Below are 21,582 nucleotides of genomic sequence, written 5' to 3' on the forward strand. Positions count from 1 at the left end.
CGATGGACCCGCGACTGCTCGACTACTACAACCAAGAACTCATCTACATGCGCGAGCTCGCCGCTGAATTCGCGCATGCTCACCCGAAGATCGCGCGGCGCCTGGGCATGCAGGCCGGCGAAGTGGCCGACCCCTACGTCGAGCGCCTGATCGAGTCGTTCAGCTTCATGGCTGCACGCATGCAGATCAAGCTCGACGCGGAGTTTCCGCGCTTTACCGAGCGACTGCTCGAGGTGATCTACCCGAACTACGTTGCGCCCACACCGTCGATTGCCGTTGCGCGCCTGTATCCCGGCCGGACCGAAGGCAACCTCGCCAAAGGGTATCGCATTGCGCGCGGCACTTCGTTCACCGCACGCATTCCCGATGGAGAAAGTACGGCGTGCCAGTTCACGAGCGGACAGGACGTGACGCTGTGGCCGCTCACGATCACCGAAGCGCGTCTGACCGGTATCCCGCCGGACATTCCGGGACTCGCGCGGTACGCGCCGCCCGATACACAGGTGCGCGGCGCCTTGCGACTCCGGCTGGCGACGACGGGTGACGTCCGGATCGCTGATCTGCAGGGACTCGACCGGCTCCCGGTCTATCTGGCCGGTGATGAACAGGTCGCTTCCCACCTGTTCGAGCTGCTGCATGCCGGCGCAATCGCCTCCGTGATTGGCGTGCCCGGAGCGTTCGGCGCACCGGGCCGTCCGCCCGCGGCGGTCACCCAAAACGCGGTGGAGCACGAAGGCCTGCGCACCGATCAGAACCTCTTGCCGCTGACGTGGACGAAATTTCACGGGCACAACCTGTTGCACGAGTACTTCGCGTGCCCTGCACGGTTCTGGTTCTTCGCGTTGACCGGCCTGGCCGAGGGCTTTTCGAGGGTGGATGGTCGCGAGGTGGAGATCGTCGTGCTGCTCGACCGCGCACCGGCCGAGCTCGCGAACCTCGTCGACGCGTCACGCTTCGCCCTGTTCTGCACGCCTGTCATCAACCTCTTCAGCAAGCACACCGACCGGATCGAGCTCTCGCCGCGCGAAACCGAGTTTCATCTGGTGCCGGCGCGGCTTGCGCCCCTCGACTACGAGGTGTTCTCGGTGGAGACCGTGTACGGCCGCGTGGCCGCCACGTCCGCCGAGCTCGAGTTCCGCCCGCTCTACCAGACGCTGAACAACGATGAAGGTAACCACGGGCGCTACTTTTCGACCCGTCGCGAACGAAGGCTCGTGTCCGATTCGGCGCGCCGCTACGGTACACGCACGCCCTACGTCGGCACAGAAGTATTTCTCTCGCTTGTCGACCAGAACGAGGCGCCTTATGACGAGAACATCCGTTTCTTGTCGGTCGACGCGCTCCTGACTAACCGCGATCTCGCCACGCTCGTGCCGCGCGATGGGGTACACGACCTGGAGACCGCCGAGTCCGCGCCGGTCGAGAGCATTGGCCTTGTCCGAGCGCCGAGTCCGCCGTTGCCGCCGTATGCCGAGCGCGAGATGGCCTGGCGTCTGATCCGCCAACTCAATTTCAACTATCTGCCGCTTGACGATCTTGATCACCGTGAAGGTGGCCAGGGTCTGCGTGATCTGCTTCGCCTGTACCTTGCGGACGGCGATTCCGGACAAGGCCGGCAAGTGGAAAGCCTCGTCGGCGTAAAGACGCGCCCGGTGACGCGCAAACTTCCGGGGGCCGGCCCAATGACGTTTGGACGCGGCATCGAGTGTGCGCTGACGGTCGACGAAACAGGCTTCTCCGGCGTGAGCCCCTATCTCTTTGGGGTCATTCTCGAGCACTGGCTCGCACGGCACGTCTCGATCAACAGCTTTACGCAAACCGAATTGCATTCGATGCAGCGCGGCCGTATCGCGCGCTGGCCCGTGCGCACCGGTACGCGTGGAGTCCTGTGATGAAGCGCGCCACGCTACCCGCGCTGCTGCGCGACAGCACGCTGTCGCCTGAGCTGCTCGAACGGCTGCAGGCCGAACCGTGGCGCTTCGGGTTCCTGTCTCTATTGCGACGGATCGGCGCGAACCCGGCGATCGATCCGATCGGCACCGCACGCCGGCCGCGCTCCGAGCCGTTCCGGCTCGGCCAGCAGCCGAGCCTTGCCTTTGCACCGCGTGAAGTCGCGAGTGCGCAAGAAGCCGACGGGCGACTGAAAGTGCGCCTGTTCGGCCTCGGCATGCTCGGCCCCAATGGTCCACTGCCGATCCACGTCACCGAGATCGCGAAGGATCGCGAAGACAGCCGACGGGACATGACGACGGTCGATTTCTTCGACATCTTCCATCACCGCTTCTTCACGCTGTTCTATCGCGCATGGGCGTCGGCCCAGTCGGCCGCCGGACTTGACCGACCAGACGAAGAGCACTTTTCGTTTTACGTCGCAAGCCTCACCGGACAGGACGTCGATGAGTGTCGCCGGCACCCCCTTCCGTCACACGCACGTCTGGCAGCGGCGCCGCACCTCGTGCGCGAATCGCGCAATCCGGACGGTTTGCGCGCGACGCTCGAACGCTACTTTGGCGTGCCGGTCGCGATCGAGGAGCATGTGTTTCACTGGATCGAAATCGATGCAGCCGACCGTGGCCGGATGGGACGTCCTGGCGCGGCGGCGACGATGGGACAAGGCGCGATGCTCGGCCGCGTCGCCCCGGATCGTCAGCATCGGTTCCGGATCGTCATCGGGCCAGTCGATCTCGACGCCTATCTGCGCTTTACGCCCCAGGGCGAGGATCTGCCGCGGCTTGTCGAATGGGTCCGAGCATTCGTGGGATACGAGCTGGAATGGGAACTCGAGCTGCGCATCAAGCCTGAGAGTGCGCCGCCGGCAGTGATGGGTGGCCGGCAGCGCATGGGCTGGTCCGGATGGCTGGGACGGCCGGACCCGCATAAACCCATTACCGGCATGCGTTTCGAGCCCGAGCGTTACATGCGCCATCTCGATCGCCGTGCCACTGACTCCAAAATTTGACCATGAGCAAGCAGCAATCCGCCACGCACGGCAAACTCGGCCACGCCCCCGTCACGGGCGCGTCGCACTTCGACTGGCTCACGCCCGTGAGCGACAGCGCGCCTTGCGGCCCGGATCTTGAATACGACCATGATTTCGTGGTCCTCTTCGCGGGCATTGCACCCAGGCAGGACGTGCAATACGGCGCGTTCGTCGGTGGGCCCGATCCGCTCAACTGGAGCGAGATCGAACGCGACTGCCGGCGCCTGATGCTGCGCACGAAGGACATGCGTGTGGCAGCGCTCTACACGCGTTGCCGCACCCGCTTGGGCGGTGCGGTCGGACTCGCGGAAGGTACGGGACTGCTCGCGACATGGCTGCAGACGTTTCCGGACAACATCCATCCGCAGGCAGGCGTCGACAATGATCGCGAGGCCGCGCTGGACATGCGGATGAATGCGTTGCAGGGGCTCGCGGACCCCGATGGGCTGCTAGCCGACGTGCGGGAAATCGTACTGATGAAGTCGACCGCCACGCGGCTGCAGGTGCGGGATGTCGAGCGTGCCTTCGCGCATCCACGCCCGGCCGACGCCATCGCACCCGACTCGGTCGAGCAGCAGCTGCAGGATCTGCGTCTGCAGCAGCCGGCGACCATGGCCGCCTTTGACGAGACGATCTCGAACCTCGCTGCGATCAACACGTGGTGCGCCGCCCATCTGGAGTCGTACCTGCCCGACTTCTCGCCCCTGATCCGCCTCCTCCAGTTGCTGCAGCAAGGCGACCAACACATCGAATCCGCACCGGCTGACACATCTCCCTTCGACGCCACCGATCACGACGGCAGCATGACGGCGGGAACGCATGCGACCGAATCCTCGCCGGTGCAGCACAACGGCGAGCGCCTCGACACTGCCGAGCCGCCGCCCATCGCGGCGCGCACGGATGGCGCGCCCACCGACCGACAAGCGGCGCTGGCATTGATCAGTGCGGCACGTCACTGGTTCGAGACACATGAGCCCAGCAGCCCGGTTCCGGTATTGCTCAAGCGCGCCGAGCAGTTTGTCGGCAAGCGCTACGCGGAAGCGGTCAAGGCAATCCCTGCTGACCTTCTGGCGCAATGGGACGAGGCCGAAGGTTCGTGATAGCGATAAACTTCGAACGGATCACACAGAATGAAAAACGACAGCTCTTCCGAGTTCCAATTTTCGATCGGCATCGGCGACCTCAAGCGAGCCATCCGGGAACACCCGCCGAAGCCACGTGAGAACGAACCGCGTCAATCGCGAACGAATTCGCGAATGCTCGTGCTCACGGCCGCGATTGCGGTTTCAGCATTGCTCACGTGGGTGTGTCTGGATGAGATATTGATTCATGACAGGCCGGTTCCGGCCCGCCGCTGACATAGGGATTGCGTGTTCGCACGACGCCGGATACGACCGCTGTTCCGCCTGTGTCAATTTTGGATGGGGGTGCGGACAAAATCTTGGACTACTTTGGAGGTAGTCCATGTATTCATACCAAGAACGCGTTCAGGCAGCTGAGTTGTACCTGAAACTCGGGAAGCGCAGCAAGGCTACCATTCGCCCGATGGGTTACCCGACGAAGAATTCTCTCAAGGCGTGGTGTAAGGAATTCGAGAAGCGTGGCGATCTGCAGAGGGGGTATGTTCGCGTAAAGCCGAAGTACTCGGAAGAACAGAGGAACGTAGCAGTCGTCTTTTACGTAAAGAAGCGCTCGGAGACGGCGGGCAAAGGCGTCACGCAGTTTGGCCGAGCTCTCGACGAGCTCAACATTGACGCGTTCTGTGCTAACACGAGCCAGGCCAAAGGGCGTGTGGAGCGGGCGAACCTGACGCTGCAGCACCGGCTGGTCAAGGAACTCCGATTGCGCGGAATCAGTACCCTGGAGGCCGCCAATGCGTATGCGCCCTTCTTCATCGCTGACTTCAATTGGCGCTTCGGCAAACCGCCGAGGAGCGACCACGACGCGCACCGATCGCTGCGCGCTGATGAGGATCTGAGGCAGATCTTGTCCTATCGCGTGCCACGCAGGGTATCCAATGCGTTGACGGTGCAGTACGACCGCGGGATGTACCTGCTGGCCGATTCGGCGGTCAATCGGAACCTCGTGCACGAATATGTCGAAGTTGTTGAGTATCTCGATGGCTTGATTGAGGTCCAGGCAAATGGTGTGGCGCTGTCATGCCGGCAATACGATCGCATCACGCGCATCGATCAGGGCGCAGAGGTCGAGAACAAGCGGCTGTCCAGCGCACTGGAAGTCGCGCGGCGCGTCCAGACCATGCGTGACGATCGCCGCGCAGCCGGCTCACCGTCGCGCACTCATTGCGGTGCAGAAGTCCAGGCTAAGAAGGGCTCATCGGGCTGAAGACACAGCGTGCGCTCGAGCTTGCTGACCTGAATCAAGCCATTCTTGAGGTCAGCGTCGAAGGAATCAGGGGACGGGGGGCGGCTTCGCCGCCCCACCCCAACCCCATAAACAAAGACAAGGAAAAACCCACACACCGCGACATTTCAATTTAGCTGGAAGCCCGACAATTTAACTTAGCGTGGACATTGGTTGTAGTGGCTAGATAGATGGAATGGGCGCCTCCCGCCACAACGACCGCTCCAGCGCCTGATCGTGCTTTCTCGGCACCTGGTGTGGATGTGCGACAGTGCTTTGTCCGTTCTTCCGTTCAGGAGAGATTCCATGGAGCCCACGACGATAGCCATCGACCTGGCCAAGCGCGTTTTCCGGATTCACTTTGTCGATCCGGATGGCAGAATTCACAGCAAGGTGCTCAAGCGTGACCAGATGCTGCCATTCTTCGCCAACCGGCCTGCAGCCCGGATCGTCATGGAAGCTTGCGGCAGCGCCCATCACTGGGCCCGGCAACTGACAGCGCTCGGGCACGAGCGGGTGAAATCGAATGGCGGCATAGTGAGCCAATCGAGACTCCGGTTGCCGCCTGTGCCAAAGCGTCCTCGATTACGTTGGCTCGTCGATCAGGAACTTGTCCCTTTCGCGGCCGGCGATCCAGAGCGGCTCTCGGCCCCGACCGCTCCAGAGCGCGCCGGATATGGGATCGCGATACTTCGGAGAGACCGGACCGCGGCGCTTGATCCGACGTGGCTTGAGTTTCAGTTCAGTGAACAAATCCTCGGGTCTCAGGTCGAACTCGGCAATCATCTGTTGTATTTCCCTAACGGCGTTCGACAGTTCCTGAGTGCGGGCAAGCTCGGCCTGCTTTTGAAGTTCTTGAATCTGGGCTTTCAAATCGCGGTAGGTCGACATGGAATATTCTCGGAGCGAGAGAGTCAAGTGATCGTTATGGTTCGCAGTCGTCTCGACTACTAAATTCAGTAATGCGAATAATAAAAGTTAGAAAACGCCACAGCCGAAATGAAGAAAGTGCGCGATCGAGAGGGGAAATCGCGAAACGCCTGAGGGACTTGGTCGCCAAAACAGGCGGACGACAACGGTCAATTAGCTTTGTTGATTCGACCATTTCGAGGAACGACGAACAACTCCCGTGGATCCGACAAACGATATCCCCAGGGTGACCTCGCACTGCCTTTGGACCTGAGAATGTTGTCGTGGAATATGGTCAGCCATGGGTGCTCACTCTCACAAGTCGCGACTATGGTTACGTTCCGGGGGGTATTGGTCGCACCTCGCCGAACCGCCCTACTTCAAATGGTCCTGCAGCGCTGAGTCATCCAGCGCGATCCGGTGTTCTTTGAGCCCGGGGCCGGTCTCGGTCACGAAATCGACCGCAATATCGAGCCGACACCAAACCTTCGCTTTCGCGTGCACAGTCGCTGACGAATCATACGATTCGTCAACACGAAGCCAGTCCAACGCCACGTCGGTTCTGCAGGAGATTGCTCCGGGTCTTCAGGCAAAAACGTCGGTTTGGTTCCAGCGGGTGTCGTCAGCCTGCCGTGCGGTGCCGGGGCGCGACACGAACGGCAGGATTGAGTTTTCGCCACGGCAGCTTGGCAGGGTCGGTCTCGATGCCGTCGGCGGTTCGTGCAACGAGCACTGCCTCCGCAATCGGTTCGAAGGCGGCACGGAAATGGACCGAACTCTTGTTCACCAGAATCGCCATCGCTTCGGGCTGGATGCCGACCATCCGATAGAGGTTGCAGTCCAGCAACTGGGTTTTCACACTGCTCACGACCACGCGCACGCCATCGACGCGTAAGCATGCGCATGGTCCCAGCCGCAAGTCGACATCGCGCATCATTGGCCCCTCGAGCCGGCATTCACCGTCGGAAAGACCGTCGACGACAAAGGTCGCCTGGAACGCGCGCGGCGTGCCCTCCGCCAGAGTGAGCGTGATCGTGGATCCGACGCCGGCAGCGTGAGCGGCTGCAGCCGCGGCCGGATCGCAAATGATCCCAAGCGCTGCGTGATTCACGCCGTGGCGCAACAGGGCCGCCAACATTTCCGTCGTGTTGGAATCGGCACCCGCCCCCGGATTGTCATGTGTGTCGGCGATCACAACCGGGCGCTTTGCGTTCGCCGCGATTGCCATGGCCGTCATGACTGCATCATCCGGGGAGAGGCAGGATGCCCACCAATCCTCCTCGCAGGAGGTGAACTGCCGATAGAGCCGGTCCAGCGCCTCGTCGAGCGCGGCACCTTCAGTGCCGTATCCCCAGATTGTCGGGCCGCACTCGGCAATATCTGCAGCAGGGAAGCCGAGTGCAATCGACAGGTCAACGCCGAGATCCGCCTCAAGGGAGGCAAGGGCCCGGTAGAGGTCTGCCGCAGGTGGGCTCGACGTCGCCATCGCTTCGATTGGAACGAGGAACGGGCCGCGCCGGATGCCGCGGCAATAGCGGCCGCGTTCTTGTGCAATCCGTGCGATCAGGCGTGCCGCGCGAGCGCCCGTATCCGCCATGTCGACGTGGGGATAGGTGCGGTACGCAACGAGGCCGTCGGCACTCTCGAACATCTGGGCGGTCACGTTCGCATGCAGGTCCAGCGACGCAGCGATGATGGTGTCCGGGCCAACGGCTTCGCGTAAGCGCCTCAGCAGTTCACCCTCGCCGTCGTCGACGTGCTCGACAACCATTGCACCGTGCAAGTCGAGAAATATCGCATCCGCCTTCGCCGCGCGCGCCCCGTCGACGATCTCGCCGGCGATGCGCTCGAACGCATCCTGCGTCACCGGTCCAGAGGGCGTCGCATGGGCCCACAAACCGGGAATCAAGGTGTCCGCTCCCGGATCGAGTGCTGCGATGAATCCACCAATGGCGAGATTCGCCTTCTGCAACGCGAGCACCGCGTCGCCCCGGACTATCGGACCATTCGCGCCTTCCGCGAAATCACTGTAGCGCGCGCGCGATGACACAAACGTATTGGTTTCATGCAGAAACCCGGCAACAAAGTACTTCATGAGCGCTCAGCCTCCGTCAAGCGTATGGGGCGGACAAGGAGTAGAAGCGCGCCGAGCGCGAGCAATCCGACGATCACGAACAGCCCCGCTGTTGTACTCCCGGTGATCGATTTCAAGGTGCCGATGATCGTTGGACTGAGGAAGCCGCCAAGTAGCCCGACGGTATTGATGAATGCGATGCCGGTTGCGGCGACCGACGAGCGGAGGTACTCCGGCGGAATGGCCCAGAAGACCGCGTAGGCCGCATACGTCAGCGCGGTTGCAAGCGTGATCGCCACGATCGACACGCCGAATCGATCAACGAACAGTGCGGCGATCGCCAGCGCAACGGCGCCCGCGGCTGCCGCGAACCCGGCATGGCGTCGCCTCTCGAGTGTCCGGTCGGAGCGCCTTGCCAGCAGGTACATCCCGATAATTGCTGCCGTGTAAGGGATGGCCGAGTACCAGCCGATCTCGACGAGGCTGTTCACGCCGCTCGCCTTCAGGATCGAGGGTAGCCAGAAGCCCACGACGTAGACACCGCAAATCAGGCAGAAATAGATCACCGACAGACGGTAAATTCCGACGTCGCGCAGCACCGTCTTCAGCGCCGGCCATCGTTCCTGCATCGATTGTTCGGTATCGCGTTGCGCGATGACCGCCCGCCTCTCGTCCGCCGTCAGCCATCGCGCGTCCTCGGGCGCGTCACTGAGCCAGGTAAGCGCGACTGCGCCGAGAATGAGCGCCGGCACGCCCTCGATCAAGAACATCCACTGCCAGCCGGCCAGCCCAGCTACATCCTTCATGTGTTCGAGTATCCACCCCGACGCAGGCGCTGCGACGATACCGCCGAGTGGCGCCGCGCAGAGCAACAAAGCCATCGCCCGGCTGAGACGCTCGCGCGGGTACCAGCGAGTCAGATAGAACAGCATGCCAGGAGCAAAACCGGCCTCGAACACACCGAGAAGGAATCGGACTAGGTAGAACGACGTTGCGTCGGTGACCAGGAACATCGACATCGACGCGAGGCCCCAGAGCAGCATGATGCGGCTCAGCGTCTTGCGCGCGCCGATCCGGGTCAGGAGCTGGTTGCTAGGAATTTCGAACAGCATGTAACCCAGGAAAAATACGCCCGCGCCGAAGCCGTAGGCCGCGTCGCTCAACGCGAGATCCTGCTGCATTTGCAATTTTGCAAAACCGATATTCACACGATCGACATACGCGACTGCATAACAGACGGCGAGGAAGGCAAGGACTCGGCGATCGATTTTCCTGTACAAGGCCTGTGCATCATTATTGCCGGCGTCGAACACAATTGACATGAATGTTCTCGGTAATGGAGATGATTATCAGTGTTGTGGATTTTGGATAGGTGCAAACTGTAGCGTCAAATGGTGTTACGCTGGATATCAATATTTTGACTGGGGTGTTGCGATATATCGCAACGCCTGTCGAAGTCAACATCTATTCAATAGAGAATAAAAGATGGCAATTCCGAAAAACCGCCAGATGCAATACTTCGAGATCGTCATGACTGAGCGGTCATTCCGAAAGGCGGCGGATCGACTGCAGGTCGCACCGTCGGAGGTGAGCCGGCAGATTCAGCGACTTGAAGGCGAAACAGGCCTGCACCTTTTCGATCGTCATTCCTCCGGCGTCGTGGCGACGGAACAGGCAGAGTGCCTCCTCCGTTACCATCGCGGGTGCGAAGCGACTTACGAGGTGCTGCAAAGCGAGCTGGACATGCTTCGTTCGCTTAAGACGGGGCGCGTGGCAATTTCAGCGAGTGAGGGGGTCATACCCGCGCTCACCGAGGAGATTCTCTGGACCTTTGGGAACGAGTACCCGAATGTGCGGCTCGCGGTGAATATCCGTGCGACCGGTGAGATCGTCAGTGACGTGCTGAAGGATGTCGCCCATATCGGGATCGCATACAGCCCGCCGAAAACCGACGGGATACGCGTCCATCGCAGCGTCATTCATCAAGTCGTCGCCGCCGTGCGACCCGACCATCCCCTTGCGTCCCAACCGGGTGCAATCACATTTGGCCGCGCGATCTCGTATCCGTTCGCGACGATGCCGCCGATGTATGGTTTAGGCGGCACGATCGACATGCTTGCTCGCAGCGAGCCGGTTCGATATCAACCCTCCCTCGTGGGTAACACACTCGACGTTCTGCGCCGCTTCGCCATCGCTGGAATGGGCGTGGCTTTCCTGACCGACTATTCGATCGCCGGAGATGTGGCAGAAGGTCGATTGGTCGGCAAGGCGATCGACCACCCTCTTCTCGGGCGCCAGAGCGCCCAGGTACTTGTGAAATCCGAGCGAACGCTACCCTTTGCCGCTCAAGAACTCCTACGACGCATCGAAACGAGGATGTCGACGTTTGCGACTCGCGACGAGTAATAAAATTCGGCCGGGGGCGGCCTGTTGCCTCGATTGTTGGTCGAAAGCGGTGTTCGCGGTTGAACCTGCGTCGAGAAGTGTCACGACGAGGCGACGGCTGCTGCGCCGTCAGGTGATGCCGGCATGCCGCCGGGTGGTCGTCGGAGTCCGTGCGGGTCGTCACCCCCGGGTATTCGCGAAACCCCGTGTTAAAGCGTAGCATGCGGTGCTTGCCGCAAGCAGGCATCGGTTATCCATCTGACGCAGGGAACGCGGGCTCCCGGACAGGTGTATCGGGTCGGCCGATTATTCGAGATTTTGCACTCGATCGATGCAATTGCTTCGAAAATTTGCTTGCAAATCGGTGATGACTCACCCGCCAGTCGGGCAGTTCGCCGGGTAGACTGTCGTCCTGTTCGAGTTCCTGCTTCACACGATCGACCGCAGCTTTAGTTGCGGAGTGGTTCTTGACATTCGTCATTGCGATAGCTCGCGCGATCGCGATGACGAATGCAATCGCGGGGACATAGCTTGTAGCGGCCAAGTTGAAATTCCTGTTCGGGGCCCGTCGCGGGCGCGATCGACCATCGTGATGCGGGGAGACCCCATGTACAAACCCGCCGCACCCGCTCGCCTGCCGCTGCGTGCTACTTTCGTAAATGGCACCGGCCAAGACAGTTCAGTGGTGCGCGACCAGTGAACATTGTGGATTCACGCATCATGTACTCGATCTTGCCCGCGTTTGTATCTGCGTTGTTTCTCGGGTTCGGCCTCTACGTGCTGGCCACCAAGGGCCTCACGCGCGTATCTGTCCCGTTCGTCTTGATGTGCGCGACGACCTTCGTCTGGCAGGGAACGTGGGCCTTCCTGTTCCAGACGACCGAGGCGGACGTTGCCACCGTGTTGGTCAAGGCAGGCTATCTGTTCATCCTTTTTCTGCCGACGACCTTTTATCATTTCGTGACGGAGATCGTGTCGCGCCGGGACGAGCGGCCGATCCTGTTCGCATCCTACGGACTCTGCGTCCTGTTGGCGGTACTGCTCGTCACGAGCAATGCGGTCGTCGATGGATTTCGCCTGCATTTCTTTGGCCCGTATCCCAAGGCAGGCCCACTGCATCCGTTGCACGTCGTGCAGACGGTACTCCTGGTCGGCCGCAGCGGTTGGCTCCTGATCGACGCTAGACGACAGGAGCGAGCGCGAGACGTCCGGCAACTGCTCACCCAATGTCTCGTCAGCCTGGGCCTCTACTCGCTCGCGGCTACCGACTATGCGGTGAACTACGGAGTCGAGTTCTATCCGGTGGGGGTGCTGGTTATCGCGCTCAGTCTCGGGATTCTCGCGACGTCGATCGTCCGCTATGGCCTGATGGGCCCCTATCTGCTGGCCGCGACGGTCGCGCACGAAGTGGCCACGCCGCTGGCGGCGATCGGCCTGCACGCGGACGAGCTGCGGCGCGTCCTGCCGGTGCTGCTGCGCGGGTATCGGCTAGCGGTGGAGCACCGGTTGTGCGCAGACGGTTTATATCCCGGACAGCTGGAGCGGCTGCCAACGCTCGCGTCGTCGATCCGGCGCCAGGTCGACACCACGAGTACGGTGGTCGAAATGTCGCTGGCGTCCTTTACGCTGGACCGACTCGATCGCCACGGCTTCGCGGCCTATCCGATCCGGGCCTGTGTCGACGCCGCGGTGGAGCGCTTTCCCTTCCGTGTGGGTGAGCGAGACCGCGTATCGGTCGACCCGATCGATCCGGACCTTCGGTTCTCCGGATCCGACTCGCTCGTGATCTTCGTCATCTTCAATCTGCTGAAAAACGCCCTGTACGCGATCCACGCAAACGGCCATGGGCAGATCGAGATCGGGGCCCATCGCAGCAACGGTTACTGCGTGGTGCGTTTCAGCGATACGGGCCCGGGCATCGCTCCCGATGTGCTCCCTCGAATCTTCGACGCCTTCTTCTCAACCAAATCGCACGGTCGCGGCGCCGGCATGGGCTTGAGCTTCTGTCGCCGCGTATGCGAGGCGCTCGGCGGCACCATCGCGTGTGAATCCGTCCCCGGCGTCCGGACCACGTTCACGATTCGGCTGCCGGAGCCCGGTTCGCCGGCGGACCAGGCATTGCGCGATCCGCCGGCGCCCACCCGGCGCTATCGCATCGGGTAAGGCTGTCTCACATTCAGTTCGCGGCGGACGGCAGGATCAGTTCATACGCCTTGACCCGCTCGATGATGCCCGGCGGAAACCGGCGGATCCGCTTGTCGGAACCGGCAAACACGATCTGCTGATACCCCAGCGACACTTGCCGTCCGTCAACGTAGAAGCGAAACAGCAGATAGGCCGAACACTGCCGAACCTCGAACGTATTGAGATAGCAATCGACCCGCTGGAACGGAAACGTCTCGTGGACGTATTCCTGATGCGCGCGCTTCGTCACGAACGACCCGCCGGCCGCCAGCAGGTTGTTGTGGATGCATTCGTGAAACCAGCGTTCACGGCACACGCCCTGCCATTCGAAGTAGCGTGAGAAATAGGTATTCATGAAGGCATTGGAATCCTTGAGGTAAATGTCGACCACGTGATGGAAGGTTTTCTCGGACAGATGTGCCGTTTCGTTGGAAAGGACGTTAAGAATCGTGTCTCGCGTCAGCATGGATAACTCCTTGAATCGCTACTGGCGGTAGCGGCGCATTCCTTCAACGAGAAGGAATGGCCCGATTCTCCCCGTGCATTTAAACTGAGCGGCGCGGTCCAAACGTGTCGAATGCGCGGATAAGGAGCAGTTGATGCGCGTCCCACTTTCGCCGGATAATTAGAGCGGTCGTGCAATGCGACCGTCGTTTGCGGTCATGCGTCTCCGGTGCCGCACGTTCCTCTGCTGATTTATCGAGACTCGAATGCAATCCTTCGTTAGGCAGCCGGTGCTTTATCCCGTGTCCGTGGTATTTGTCGACGACAATCCGGATTTCCTGCAGGCACTGCGGGGCATATTTCCGGACGAACGCCTGAACCGCTTTTTTACGCAGCCCCAGGCCGCGCTCGACTTCGTATCGTCGCGTGACGCGGAGACACCACCGACCGCCGCGGACTATTTTGGTACGGAGAAGGCCGGCGGAAATGCAATCGGCCATGATGTGCTCACCGATCTCGCCCGATTTGAGGCGGTGGGCGCGGTAGTCGTCGACTATTCGATGCCGGAGGTCGACGGCATCCGGTTTCTGGCCTCCATCCGTAACGCGGACTGCATGAAAATCCTGCTCACCGGCATCGCCGACGAGCGCGAGGCAGTGGACGCATTCAACGCGGGACTGATCGATTGCTATCTGAAGAAAACCGACGTCGAGATGCCCCGCAAGCTGGCAACCGTGCTGGACAACGCGAAACGCAAGTTCTGCGCAGCCCGCGGGCACATCAGCCTGCATGAAGCGGGGGCGACCTACCGGGATCCGCGGATCGTCAAGCTGATCGATGAGGTGGCCGCGCGGGAAGGCATCGTCGAATACTACTGGCGCCCCAATCAGGACGCGGTGCTGATGTTTGACGCCGCCGGTGCGCCAAGTGTCTTTCTCGCCTGGAGCGAGGAGGACTGGTCGTTCCACTGCGATATCGTGGCCGACGCGGGTGGACCGGCCGAATTGTGCCGCGGCATGGAAGCACGCCGCATCATGCCGCTGTTCTGGCCGTCTCAGGGCTATCGGCCGGGCCTCGCGGACATTCGCTGCGCAACCCCGCTACCTGTTCCGGGATGGGGCGGCACGTTTTATAGCTGGACCCGTCTGGACGATGCGGCCACCGAGCGCGAGCTGCCCACGTTGGCAAAATGGCGTCACGCGTAAGAAATCATCCGCCCGTCCCTGGACGGAGCGGGTACGCGAGGCGGTGCTGTCGTCGGGTCGGCAGCCACTCGAATCGGAATTATCCCTGTCAATGTTGACAGTTATCATCGGCACGGAATTTTGTTTTAATAGCGCCCTATTCCGAGGGCCACCCACTATTCCAATTAGACGGCACATCCAATCAGGGCAGGCGGTCGATCCGCGATCTGCGCCGCCTCCCGATATCGATCGATTCTCGATCTGATGTTGTCACCACGCGTCACGAAAGCTGCAGCGCGAAGCGATTGCTCTTCGGCGAACTCGCTCTTCTTCACGGCATGACCTCCAAGTCTCGATAACATCGTCATGCCGGAATTTTCCGCTTCCAAATGGGACGGTTTGGTGGGCTAGGGTCAGTCTGACCCAGTGCGGCTTCTGAAAATCTACGCTGCAACAAAACGTATGCTTCGCCATGCATCCGGATCACGGCACACGCCCTCGTTGTCAGGCGTCACCTCAACCAGCCCTTGCATTTCACCACGCTCGCGCGGGACACAGACGAGATCAAACGACCACGTACCGTCGAATACGTTTTCGAGGTTGCCGAGGAAGTTTTGCCGATTGAAAAGCGGCGTGATGAAATACCAGACTCGATAGTCGAGGGCCGAGAAAAACTCGAGGAACGACTTCGAGCTGTCGCCCGTGTAGTGGTTCAGGTATTCAAGGTACACGATTGGCCGATGTGCTCGTATGGACTCCAGTGCACCTCGAATGGTCTGTGCTTCGAACCCTTCAACGTCTGCCTTCAGAAAATCGAGACGCTGTAATCGCAGTGAATCAATAGTGCGCAGCGCTACCTGTTCGGTTAGGGTGTCGCTCATGAAAAGTGACAGGCCGCCGAAATTGTTCGGCACTCGCGGGTCGACGGTCGGGAAGTTCACCACCCCTTCCGTATCGCCTACCGCGCACTGTAGCGCTAGTACATTAAGGCGCTCGTTCTGCGCAAGATTTGCGCAGAGCAGCTGATGCGTGAGGCGTTGCGGCTCGAACGCAAACACCGCGCCGGTTTCACCGACTGCATGCGAAAGCATTACCGTATGTGAGCCGATGTTTGCACCAGCCTCGACAACGATATCGCCCTGGCGAACCATCTGGGAAAACAGAAAGGATTCCGGCTCAGACCATTCGCCATATAGCGACAGGCTACGGCCGACAAACTGGTCATTCGAATTGAACAGCATCGTGCCGTAACGGCACTTCTGGCTCGCATAAACTGGCATCGGATCCCCGCAACCTTGATTTTCGTACACTTTATCGGTGTAGACCGGCCTAGCTACGACAGGGCTTTCCGGTCCGCCCCTTATATAGTATATCGATGACTCAAAGCGTTGCTGATTGATCCTGGCGCCGACGACGTGTCACCGCCGTGCGGAGTACCGCCTTACTGGTAAAACGCCGGTCGCCCTTGTCGCAGCGCAGCCGTATCCAGCCGCCGTAGATCTGAATGACGTCGTCGTCGTTCCATGCCGCGCGCAAGCGGCTCAGGCACGAACGCTGAGCGGCCGCCCGGGAAGTGCCGCGCTTAGGCTACCGGCAGATATCGGCATGGCTGGCACCGGGCGAATTGCGCGTGTGGCGAATGTGGCGAGCCTTGCAACTCAACATTCCGCGGCGGCGTCCTCGCCGTCGTCGTCGCGGCAACGACATTCATAGGGTCCGCAGCTTGGATTCGCGGCCCCCGCTGCCCGAGTATTCCGGCCACGCGCCCGCCTCTCGCGCGCCCGGGATCGCCGTGTCCCGGGCACCGAAAGGTAGCCCCTGCGTTCCGATCCGAACGATCAGGGGCGACCGTCCCGTTTCCAGCCTTGAACATCGCCAAGCAGGGTAACGAGCACGAGCGCGGCGATCAGCCCCAGGTGCTCGAAAAAGCTGTTGAGCGCCATGAAACGTGCCACGCCCTCGTGGTTCCAGAAGTCGTTCGCCACTACCATCGCGACGACGGTCAACACGCCGAGTCCACCCGCGCCAATCCACGTGAACCGGCGAAACACCACGCACAGCGAACCGCCGATCTCGACCACAACCGCCAGTGCAGCCCAGAACGCTGGCGGATGCAGGCCGAAGTGCGCCTGCTCCGCGATCGCATCGCCGAAGTGCATCGCCTTGTTGACGCCGCCGATCAGAAAGGCGGACACCAGCGCCAGCCGCGCGAGCGGCGGCACCCAAGGCTGCGCCAGCAGCACACGAATCCACCCTGGGCTATACCGGCCGGTTGTCGCAGACATGTCAGACCGCCCAGCACGAACAGCCGAACGCGCCCCAGAAGCCCTTCGCGTCCGACGTCGGCAACGCGCGGCCCCACGCGCTCACATGCGCATGCGCGTGCACGTTGCATGCATTTGAACAGCCGCACGCCGCGGCGGCCGCTGCCGCGCGCTGCAACGGCGCGCCACTGCGCTGCGTCGCGCCCCAGCCACCGTAGCCGCCGTACTCGCGCACCGGCGACCAGTCCGGCATCGCGGGCGGAATCGGCGCATCATGCGACGCGAACGGCCCCGTGCCCCATACGATCTTCCCGCCGACCACCGTCAGCAATGCGCTCGTGTCCGCGATGTCGTCCTCCGCGCACGCGAAGAAGTCGCGATCCGGGACCATCAGGTCGGCGAGTTGCCCGACCGCGATGCGCCCTTTCTTGCCCTCTTCGTTCGAGAACCACGTCACGTATTCGGTCCACATGCGCAGCGCGGTCTCGCGATCGAGCAGGTTGCGCTGCGGGTACATGCGCAAGCCGCCGACCGTCTTGCCCGTGACGAGCCACGCGAGCGATACCCACGGGTTGTACGAAGCGACCCGCGTCGCGTCGGTGCCGGCCGACACCTTGAGCCCCTTGGCGAGCATCTTCGCGACGGGCGGCGTTGCTTCGGCCGCCTGCGCACCGTAGCGCTCGACGAAATACTCGCCCTGGTACGCCATCCGGTGCTGCACCGCAATGCCGCCGCCGAGCGCGGCGATACGGTCCATCGATTTTTCGGAGATCGTTTCCGCGTGATCGAAGAACCAGTTCAACCCGGCCAGCGGGATGTCCTTGTTCACCTTCTCGAATACGTCGAGTGCGCGGTCGATCGTTTCGTCATAGGTCGCATGCATGCGCCACGGCCAGCGGTTCTGCGCGAGCACGCGCACGACGCCTTCAAGATCGTCCTCCATCTGCGCGGGCAGATCGGGGCGCGCGACGCGGAAATCCTCGAAATCGGCCGCGGAGAACACCAGCATTTCACCGGCGCCGTTGTTGCGGAAATAGTCGGTGCCGTCGTGATACTTGACGCTCTTGGTCCAGTTCACGAAGTCTTCCTTCTCCGCGTTCGGCTTCTGCGTGAACAGGTTGTACGCGATCCGGATCGTCATCTCGCCCGCGTCGTGCAGCTTGCGGATCACTTCGTAATCGTCGGGGTAATTCTGCGAACCGCCGCCCGCGTCGATCACGCCCGTCACGCCGAGCCGGTTCAGCTCGCGCATGAAGTGGCGCGTCGAGTTGTACTGGTATTCGAACGGCAGCTTCGGGCCTTTTGCGAGCGTCGCGTAAAGGATCGTCGCGTTCGGGTTCGCGAGCAGCAGCCCGGTCGGGTTGCCTGCGGCGTCGCGCAGGATCGTGCCGCCCGGCGGCTCCGGCGTGTCCTTCGTGTAGCCGACCACACGCAATGCGGCCGCGTTCAGCAGCGCGCGGTCGTACAGGTGCAGGATGAACACCGGCGTATCGGGCGCTGCGGCATTGAGCTCGTCGATCGTCGGCAGGCGCTTCTCGGCGAACTGGTGTTCGGTGAAGCCGCCGACCACGCGCACCCATTGCGGCGCGGGCGTAATCGCGACCTGGTGCTTGAGCATCTCCATCGCGAGCGCGAGCGACGGCACGCCATCCCAGCGCAGCTCCATGTTGTAGTTCAGGCCGCCGCGAATCACGTGGCAGTGGTTGTCGATCAAGCCTGGCAGCACGGCGCGGCCGTCGAGGTCGACGACCTTCGTCGCACGTCCGGCGAGCGGCATGACGTCCGCGTCGTGGCCAACCGCGACGAAGCGTCCTGCTGCTATTGCCACCGCTGTCGCGGTGGGGTTCGAGCGGTCGAGGGTGGTGAACCTTCCGTTGCGGAGGATCAGATCCGGTTGGGTCTCGGTTGCAGTCATATGCGTCACCTCGCTTCGATCAGAAGCCAAAGAGCTGTTTGAGGATGGGGATGGCCTGCACGCCGATCAACATGCCGAGCAACCCGACAAGGGCAATCAGCGGCGGCGCCGGAGAACGGACCTTGATTGCGCTGTAAATGACACCGATCAGCAATCCCGCACCAAGGGAAACCAGATAAGGTTCCATACGATCAATTTCTCGGACAGGTTGGCATGCAGGTCGTACGTCCTGGCAAACACGCTGCGGGCGGCATCCGTGCATTGACCACGGACGCCGCCCGCGATTTCGGATTGCCGATGCGGCGTGTTCGCGCGGAATACGCCGCATCGGCATCAGCAGTCGAGACTGCCTTCGGTCACTTCGCCGGCACGGGCGGGATCGACTCGTGCGGCGTCGCGGTACGCGGCGCGGCCTTGTGGACCATCGTGTACGCGTAGTCGACACCCATCCCGTACGCGCCCGAGTGCTCCTTCGCGATCGCCATCACGGCGTCGTACGTCTCGCGGTGTGCCCAGTCGCGCTGCCATTCGAGCAGGACCTGCTGCCACGTGACGGGCACCACGCCGGCCTGCACCATCCGCTGCATCGCGAAGTCGTGCGCGTCCTTCGACGTGCCGCCCGAAGCGTCGGCGACCATGTAGATCTCGTAGTCGCCTTCGAGCATCGCGCAGAGCGCGAACGTCGTATTGCAGACTTCGGTCCACAGGCCGGAGACGACCACCTTCTTGCGGCCGTTCGCGGCCAGCGCGTCACGAACTTTCTGGTCGTCCCACGAGTTCATCGACGTGCGTTCGAGCGTCTCCTGGTTCGGAAACACGTCGAGCAGCTCGGGATAGGTGTGCCCCGAAAAGCTGTCGCTTTCGACCGTCGTGATCGTGGTCGGGATGTTGAATACCTTCGCGGCCTTCGCGAGCCCGACGACGTTGTTCTTCAGCACCTGGCGATCGATCGACTGCACGCCGAATGCCATCTGCGGCTGCTGGTCGATGAAGATCAGTTGGCTGTTATGGGGGGTGAGTACTTCAAGTTTCGGATTGCTCATGACGGTCATGTCCTTTGACGCGGATAAAAACTAGCCTGCCTCGCCGGTAAGCCGGGAGGCGCCCAATGCGCTGTGCCGGGAGGTTCGCCTGCCAGCCGTTGTCATTCAATACGCAAATTCATGGTAACGCCACTTAATCAATTCAATTAATAAAATCCCTAAATTCAGCCCTTAAAAGATCTTAAAAAAATCGAATTGAATGATCGCATCCCAAAAGACCTGCTACGCTATCGAATGAATTCAGGATTTCCGGACAAAACGGTAGTTATCCGTATTTTTCACACGGTTGTCATTCACTTATATCCGAAACATGAAGCCGTATATTTCGTCGCTGCTTGCCGGCATTCTCGCCGGCGCGGTCTATTACCTGATCGGCGTGCAATCGCCCGCTCCGCCCACGATCGCGCTGGTCGGCCTGCTGGGCATCCTTGCCGGCGAACAGATCCTGCCGGTCGCACGAAGGATGCTCGCAGGCATCCACTTGAGAACCGCGTGGAGCGAGGCGAAGTGCAGCCAGCACATGTTCGGCCCCCTGCCCGGCGCCCAGGGATCCGATGCCGCCGCGAAGCAACGTCAATCGACACCGTCGTGACCCACGGTGATTGACCGGAATCGGGCCGGCCGATCGGCGGACGACACGCGGGTAAGCCGGCACGCAAGGCATCCGCGAAAGCCGGGCCCGGCCGGCACGGTTCCCCCGTGCGCTGACGCTCCGGAACCGGTGCACGTCGCCAATACCGGTCGGGCGCTGAAATGGCGCGACGCAATCTTGCCCGGACCAGGATAGCGCTCCGGCGGCGACGCCCGGATGAATTGTTCTGAATCGTATTGGACTCGGCGGTGCTTGGCGATAACATGACAGCCCGACGCCCCCGTGGAATTCATCATGAAGCTGTCTTTCGAAGCGCTCGAAGCCCTGGACGCGATCGACCGCACCGGCACGTTCGCCGAGGCCGCGGAGCTCCTGCACCGCGTACCGTCTGCGCTGACTTATCTCGTACAAAAGCTCGAAAGCGACCTCGACGTCGCACTGTTCGACCGGAGCGGGCGCCGGGCGAAGCTCACGCACGCGGGTCGCGTGGTCGTCGAAGAGGGCCGCCGGCTGCTGCATGCCGCCGAACAGCTCGAACTCAAGGCGCAGCGTGCACAGGAGGGCTGGGAAACCGAGGTTCGCATCTGTATCGACGAGATCCTGCCGTTCGAAGCGCTGTGGCCCTACGTGCATACGTTCTACGGACTCGAGATGAACACGCGGCTGCGCCTGTCCACCGAAGTCCTCGGCGGCACCTGGGATGCGCTGATTTCGCGCCGCGCGGATCTCGTCGTCGGCGCGGCGGGCGAGCCGCCGGAACTGCCGGACATCGTCGCGCGGCCGATCGGCACGCTCAGGCATGTGTTCGCCGTCGCGCCGAACCATCCGCTCGCGGCGCTGCCCGAGCCGCTGTCGATGGCATCGGTCGTCGAGCACCGCGGCGCCGTCATCAGCGATACCTCTCGCGAACTGCAGCCGCGCTCGGTCGCCGTCGACGCCGGGCAGCCGTATCTCGCGGTCCCCACGCTTGCCGCAAAACTGGCCGCGCAATGCGAAGGACTCGCGGTGGGCACGCTGCCGGATTGCATCGCGGCGCGCGCGATCGCGCAGGGCAAGCTTGTCGCCCGCAAGGTGACCGGCATGCGCGACACGACGCATTGCTATATCGCGTGGCGCGGCGACGAGGCCGGCCGCGCGCTGCACTGGTGGGTCGATCAGCTCGCCCGCCCCGACCTCGTCGACCGGTTCACCGCGCTCGCCTGATTCCGCCGCTCGCCGGTCGCGCGTCTCGACCGAACGTTTCC

The 21,582-nt window shown here is 61.9% G+C and carries 18 protein-coding genes and 3 pseudogenes; 12 read left to right on the forward strand and 9 right to left on the reverse strand.

Annotated features, from left to right (window positions below; all coding sequences use genetic code 11):
* Positions 1-2 precede the first annotated feature (2 nt).
* The 6 genes and pseudogenes from tssF to LGN17_RS19235 all read left to right on the forward strand — a co-directional run.
* Complete coding sequence (gene tssF / locus LGN17_RS19210) at positions 3-1,892, forward strand: type VI secretion system baseplate subunit TssF (protein ID WP_226198171.1); 1,890 nt, start codon at positions 3-5, stop codon at positions 1,890-1,892.
* Complete coding sequence (gene tssG / locus LGN17_RS19215; RefSeq protein ID WP_226198172.1) at positions 1,892-2,959, forward strand: type VI secretion system baseplate subunit TssG; 1,068 nt, start codon at positions 1,892-1,894, stop codon at positions 2,957-2,959. The genes tssF and tssG overlap by 1 nt, the downstream gene beginning before the upstream one ends.
* A 2-nt stretch (positions 2,960-2,961) precedes the next feature.
* Complete coding sequence (locus LGN17_RS19220) at positions 2,962-4,080, forward strand: ImpA family type VI secretion system protein (protein WP_226198173.1); 1,119 nt, start codon at positions 2,962-2,964, stop codon at positions 4,078-4,080.
* A 30-nt stretch (positions 4,081-4,110) separates the two neighbouring features.
* Positions 4,111-4,338, forward strand: a complete 228-nt coding sequence (locus LGN17_RS19225) for a hypothetical protein (protein WP_226198174.1) — start codon at positions 4,111-4,113, stop codon at positions 4,336-4,338.
* A 106-nt stretch (positions 4,339-4,444) separates the two neighbouring features.
* Positions 4,445-5,481 (forward strand): annotated as a pseudogene (locus tag LGN17_RS36880) (hypothetical protein).
* Between the two features lie 169 nt (positions 5,482-5,650).
* Positions 5,651-5,857, forward strand: a pseudogene (locus LGN17_RS19235) (IS110 family transposase); the annotation flags it as partial.
* A 72-nt stretch (positions 5,858-5,929) separates the two neighbouring features.
* On the opposite strand, the gene LGN17_RS19240 reads toward LGN17_RS19235, so the two are convergent.
* The 3 genes from LGN17_RS19240 to LGN17_RS19250 all read right to left on the reverse strand — a co-directional run bounded on the left by LGN17_RS19240 (position 5,930) and on the right by LGN17_RS19250 (position 9,649).
* Positions 5,930-6,235: an H-NS family nucleoid-associated regulatory protein gene (locus LGN17_RS19240; RefSeq protein ID WP_226198474.1), complete on the reverse strand. Its 306-nt coding sequence runs from the start codon at positions 6,233-6,235 to the stop codon at positions 5,930-5,932.
* A gap of 640 nt (positions 6,236-6,875) precedes the next feature.
* The gene (locus tag LGN17_RS19245; protein WP_226198175.1) at positions 6,876-8,348 is read right to left on the reverse strand and encodes a M81 family metallopeptidase; all 1,473 of its coding nucleotides are present in this window, start codon (positions 8,346-8,348) and stop codon (positions 6,876-6,878) included.
* Positions 8,345-9,649 (reverse strand): MFS transporter, encoded by a 1,305-nt coding sequence (locus LGN17_RS19250; RefSeq protein WP_226198176.1) that lies wholly within the window; start codon positions 9,647-9,649, stop codon positions 8,345-8,347. The genes LGN17_RS19245 and LGN17_RS19250 overlap by 4 nt, the downstream gene beginning before the upstream one ends.
* Positions 9,650-9,812: 163 nt before the next feature.
* On the opposite strand from LGN17_RS19250, the gene LGN17_RS19255 reads away from it, so the two are divergent.
* Positions 9,813-10,733, forward strand: a complete 921-nt coding sequence (locus LGN17_RS19255) for a LysR family transcriptional regulator (protein ID WP_226198177.1) — start codon at positions 9,813-9,815, stop codon at positions 10,731-10,733.
* A gap of 699 nt (positions 10,734-11,432) precedes the next feature.
* Positions 11,433-12,875, forward strand: a complete 1,443-nt coding sequence (locus LGN17_RS19260; RefSeq protein WP_226198178.1) for a sensor histidine kinase — start codon at positions 11,433-11,435, stop codon at positions 12,873-12,875.
* Positions 12,876-12,888: 13 nt separating this feature from the next.
* On the opposite strand, the gene LGN17_RS19265 is transcribed toward LGN17_RS19260, so the two are convergent.
* On the reverse strand, positions 12,889-13,362 hold the full coding sequence (locus LGN17_RS19265; protein WP_226198179.1) for an acyl-CoA thioesterase: 474 nt from the start codon (positions 13,360-13,362) through the stop codon (positions 12,889-12,891).
* A gap of 244 nt (positions 13,363-13,606) precedes the next feature.
* On the opposite strand from LGN17_RS19265, the gene LGN17_RS19270 reads away from it, so the two are divergent.
* Positions 13,607-14,545, forward strand: coding sequence for a response regulator (locus tag LGN17_RS19270; RefSeq protein ID WP_226198180.1), 939 nt, complete (start codon positions 13,607-13,609; stop codon positions 14,543-14,545).
* A 422-nt stretch (positions 14,546-14,967) separates the two neighbouring features.
* Here the strand turns inward: LGN17_RS19270 and LGN17_RS19275 are convergent, their stop codons facing one another.
* On the reverse strand, positions 14,968-15,765 hold the full coding sequence (locus LGN17_RS19275) for an FkbM family methyltransferase (RefSeq protein ID WP_226198181.1): 798 nt from the start codon (positions 15,763-15,765) through the stop codon (positions 14,968-14,970).
* A gap of 317 nt (positions 15,766-16,082) precedes the next feature.
* Here LGN17_RS19275 and LGN17_RS19280 point away from each other — a divergent pair.
* Positions 16,083-16,232, forward strand: a pseudogene (locus LGN17_RS19280) (IS3 family transposase); the annotation flags it as partial.
* A 130-nt stretch (positions 16,233-16,362) separates the two neighbouring features.
* Here the strand turns inward: LGN17_RS19280 and LGN17_RS19285 are convergent.
* The 4 genes from LGN17_RS19285 to LGN17_RS19300 form a co-directional block, all read right to left on the reverse strand.
* Complete coding sequence (locus LGN17_RS19285) at positions 16,363-16,809, reverse strand: DoxX family protein (protein ID WP_226198182.1); 447 nt, start codon at positions 16,807-16,809, stop codon at positions 16,363-16,365.
* A 1-nt stretch (position 16,810) separates the two neighbouring features.
* Positions 16,811-18,703: an amidohydrolase gene (locus LGN17_RS19290; RefSeq protein WP_226198183.1), complete on the reverse strand. Its 1,893-nt coding sequence runs from the start codon at positions 18,701-18,703 to the stop codon at positions 16,811-16,813.
* A gap of 19 nt (positions 18,704-18,722) precedes the next feature.
* Positions 18,723-18,890, reverse strand: a complete 168-nt coding sequence (locus LGN17_RS19295) for a DUF1427 family protein (RefSeq protein WP_175969361.1) — start codon at positions 18,888-18,890, stop codon at positions 18,723-18,725.
* Positions 18,891-19,059: 169 nt separating this feature from the next.
* Positions 19,060-19,746 carry a hydrolase gene (locus LGN17_RS19300; RefSeq protein ID WP_226198184.1) on the reverse strand — a complete coding sequence of 229 codons (687 nt, stop codon included), beginning with the start codon at positions 19,744-19,746 and terminating at the stop codon, positions 19,060-19,062.
* Between the two features lie 310 nt (positions 19,747-20,056).
* On the opposite strand from LGN17_RS19300, the gene LGN17_RS19305 reads away from it, so the two are divergent.
* Both LGN17_RS19305 and LGN17_RS19310 read left to right on the forward strand, forming a co-directional pair.
* Complete coding sequence (locus LGN17_RS19305; RefSeq protein WP_175958485.1) at positions 20,057-20,338, forward strand: XapX domain-containing protein; 282 nt, start codon at positions 20,057-20,059, stop codon at positions 20,336-20,338.
* A gap of 294 nt (positions 20,339-20,632) precedes the next feature.
* Positions 20,633-21,541 (forward strand): LysR family transcriptional regulator, encoded by a 909-nt coding sequence (locus LGN17_RS19310; protein ID WP_226198185.1) that lies wholly within the window; start codon positions 20,633-20,635, stop codon positions 21,539-21,541.
* Positions 21,542-21,582: the final 41 nt, after the last annotated feature.

Source organism: Burkholderia sp. AU30280, from assembly GCF_020420125.1.
In the GTDB taxonomy this organism is placed as follows: Bacteria; Pseudomonadota; Gammaproteobacteria; order Burkholderiales; family Burkholderiaceae; genus Burkholderia.

Coding starts and splice junctions, on each gene's coding strand:
- tssF (WP_226198171.1), top strand. CDS start 3: ATGGACCCGCGACTGCTCGACTACTACAACCAAGAACTCATCTACATG.
- tssG (WP_226198172.1), top strand. CDS start 1,892: ATGAAGCGCGCCACGCTACCCGCGCTGCTGCGCGACAGCACGCTGTCG.
- LGN17_RS19220 (WP_226198173.1), top strand. CDS start 2,962: ATGAGCAAGCAGCAATCCGCCACGCACGGCAAACTCGGCCACGCCCCC.
- LGN17_RS19225 (WP_226198174.1), top strand. CDS start 4,111: ATGAAAAACGACAGCTCTTCCGAGTTCCAATTTTCGATCGGCATCGGC.
- LGN17_RS19240 (WP_226198474.1), bottom strand. CDS start 6,235: ATGTCGACCTACCGCGATTTGAAAGCCCAGATTCAAGAACTTCAAAAG.
- LGN17_RS19245 (WP_226198175.1), bottom strand. CDS start 8,348: ATGAAGTACTTTGTTGCCGGGTTTCTGCATGAAACCAATACGTTTGTG.
- LGN17_RS19250 (WP_226198176.1), bottom strand. CDS start 9,649: ATGTCAATTGTGTTCGACGCCGGCAATAATGATGCACAGGCCTTGTAC.
- LGN17_RS19255 (WP_226198177.1), top strand. CDS start 9,813: ATGGCAATTCCGAAAAACCGCCAGATGCAATACTTCGAGATCGTCATG.
- LGN17_RS19260 (WP_226198178.1), top strand. CDS start 11,433: ATGTACTCGATCTTGCCCGCGTTTGTATCTGCGTTGTTTCTCGGGTTC.
- LGN17_RS19265 (WP_226198179.1), bottom strand. CDS start 13,362: ATGCTGACGCGAGACACGATTCTTAACGTCCTTTCCAACGAAACGGCA.
- LGN17_RS19270 (WP_226198180.1), top strand. CDS start 13,607: ATGCAATCCTTCGTTAGGCAGCCGGTGCTTTATCCCGTGTCCGTGGTA.
- LGN17_RS19275 (WP_226198181.1), bottom strand. CDS start 15,765: ATGCTGTTCAATTCGAATGACCAGTTTGTCGGCCGTAGCCTGTCGCTA.
- LGN17_RS19285 (WP_226198182.1), bottom strand. CDS start 16,809: ATGTCTGCGACAACCGGCCGGTATAGCCCAGGGTGGATTCGTGTGCTG.
- LGN17_RS19290 (WP_226198183.1), bottom strand. CDS start 18,703: ATGACTGCAACCGAGACCCAACCGGATCTGATCCTCCGCAACGGAAGG.
- LGN17_RS19295 (WP_175969361.1), bottom strand. CDS start 18,890: ATGGAACCTTATCTGGTTTCCCTTGGTGCGGGATTGCTGATCGGTGTC.
- LGN17_RS19300 (WP_226198184.1), bottom strand. CDS start 19,746: ATGAGCAATCCGAAACTTGAAGTACTCACCCCCCATAACAGCCAACTG.
- LGN17_RS19305 (WP_175958485.1), top strand. CDS start 20,057: ATGAAGCCGTATATTTCGTCGCTGCTTGCCGGCATTCTCGCCGGCGCG.
- LGN17_RS19310 (WP_226198185.1), top strand. CDS start 20,633: ATGAAGCTGTCTTTCGAAGCGCTCGAAGCCCTGGACGCGATCGACCGC.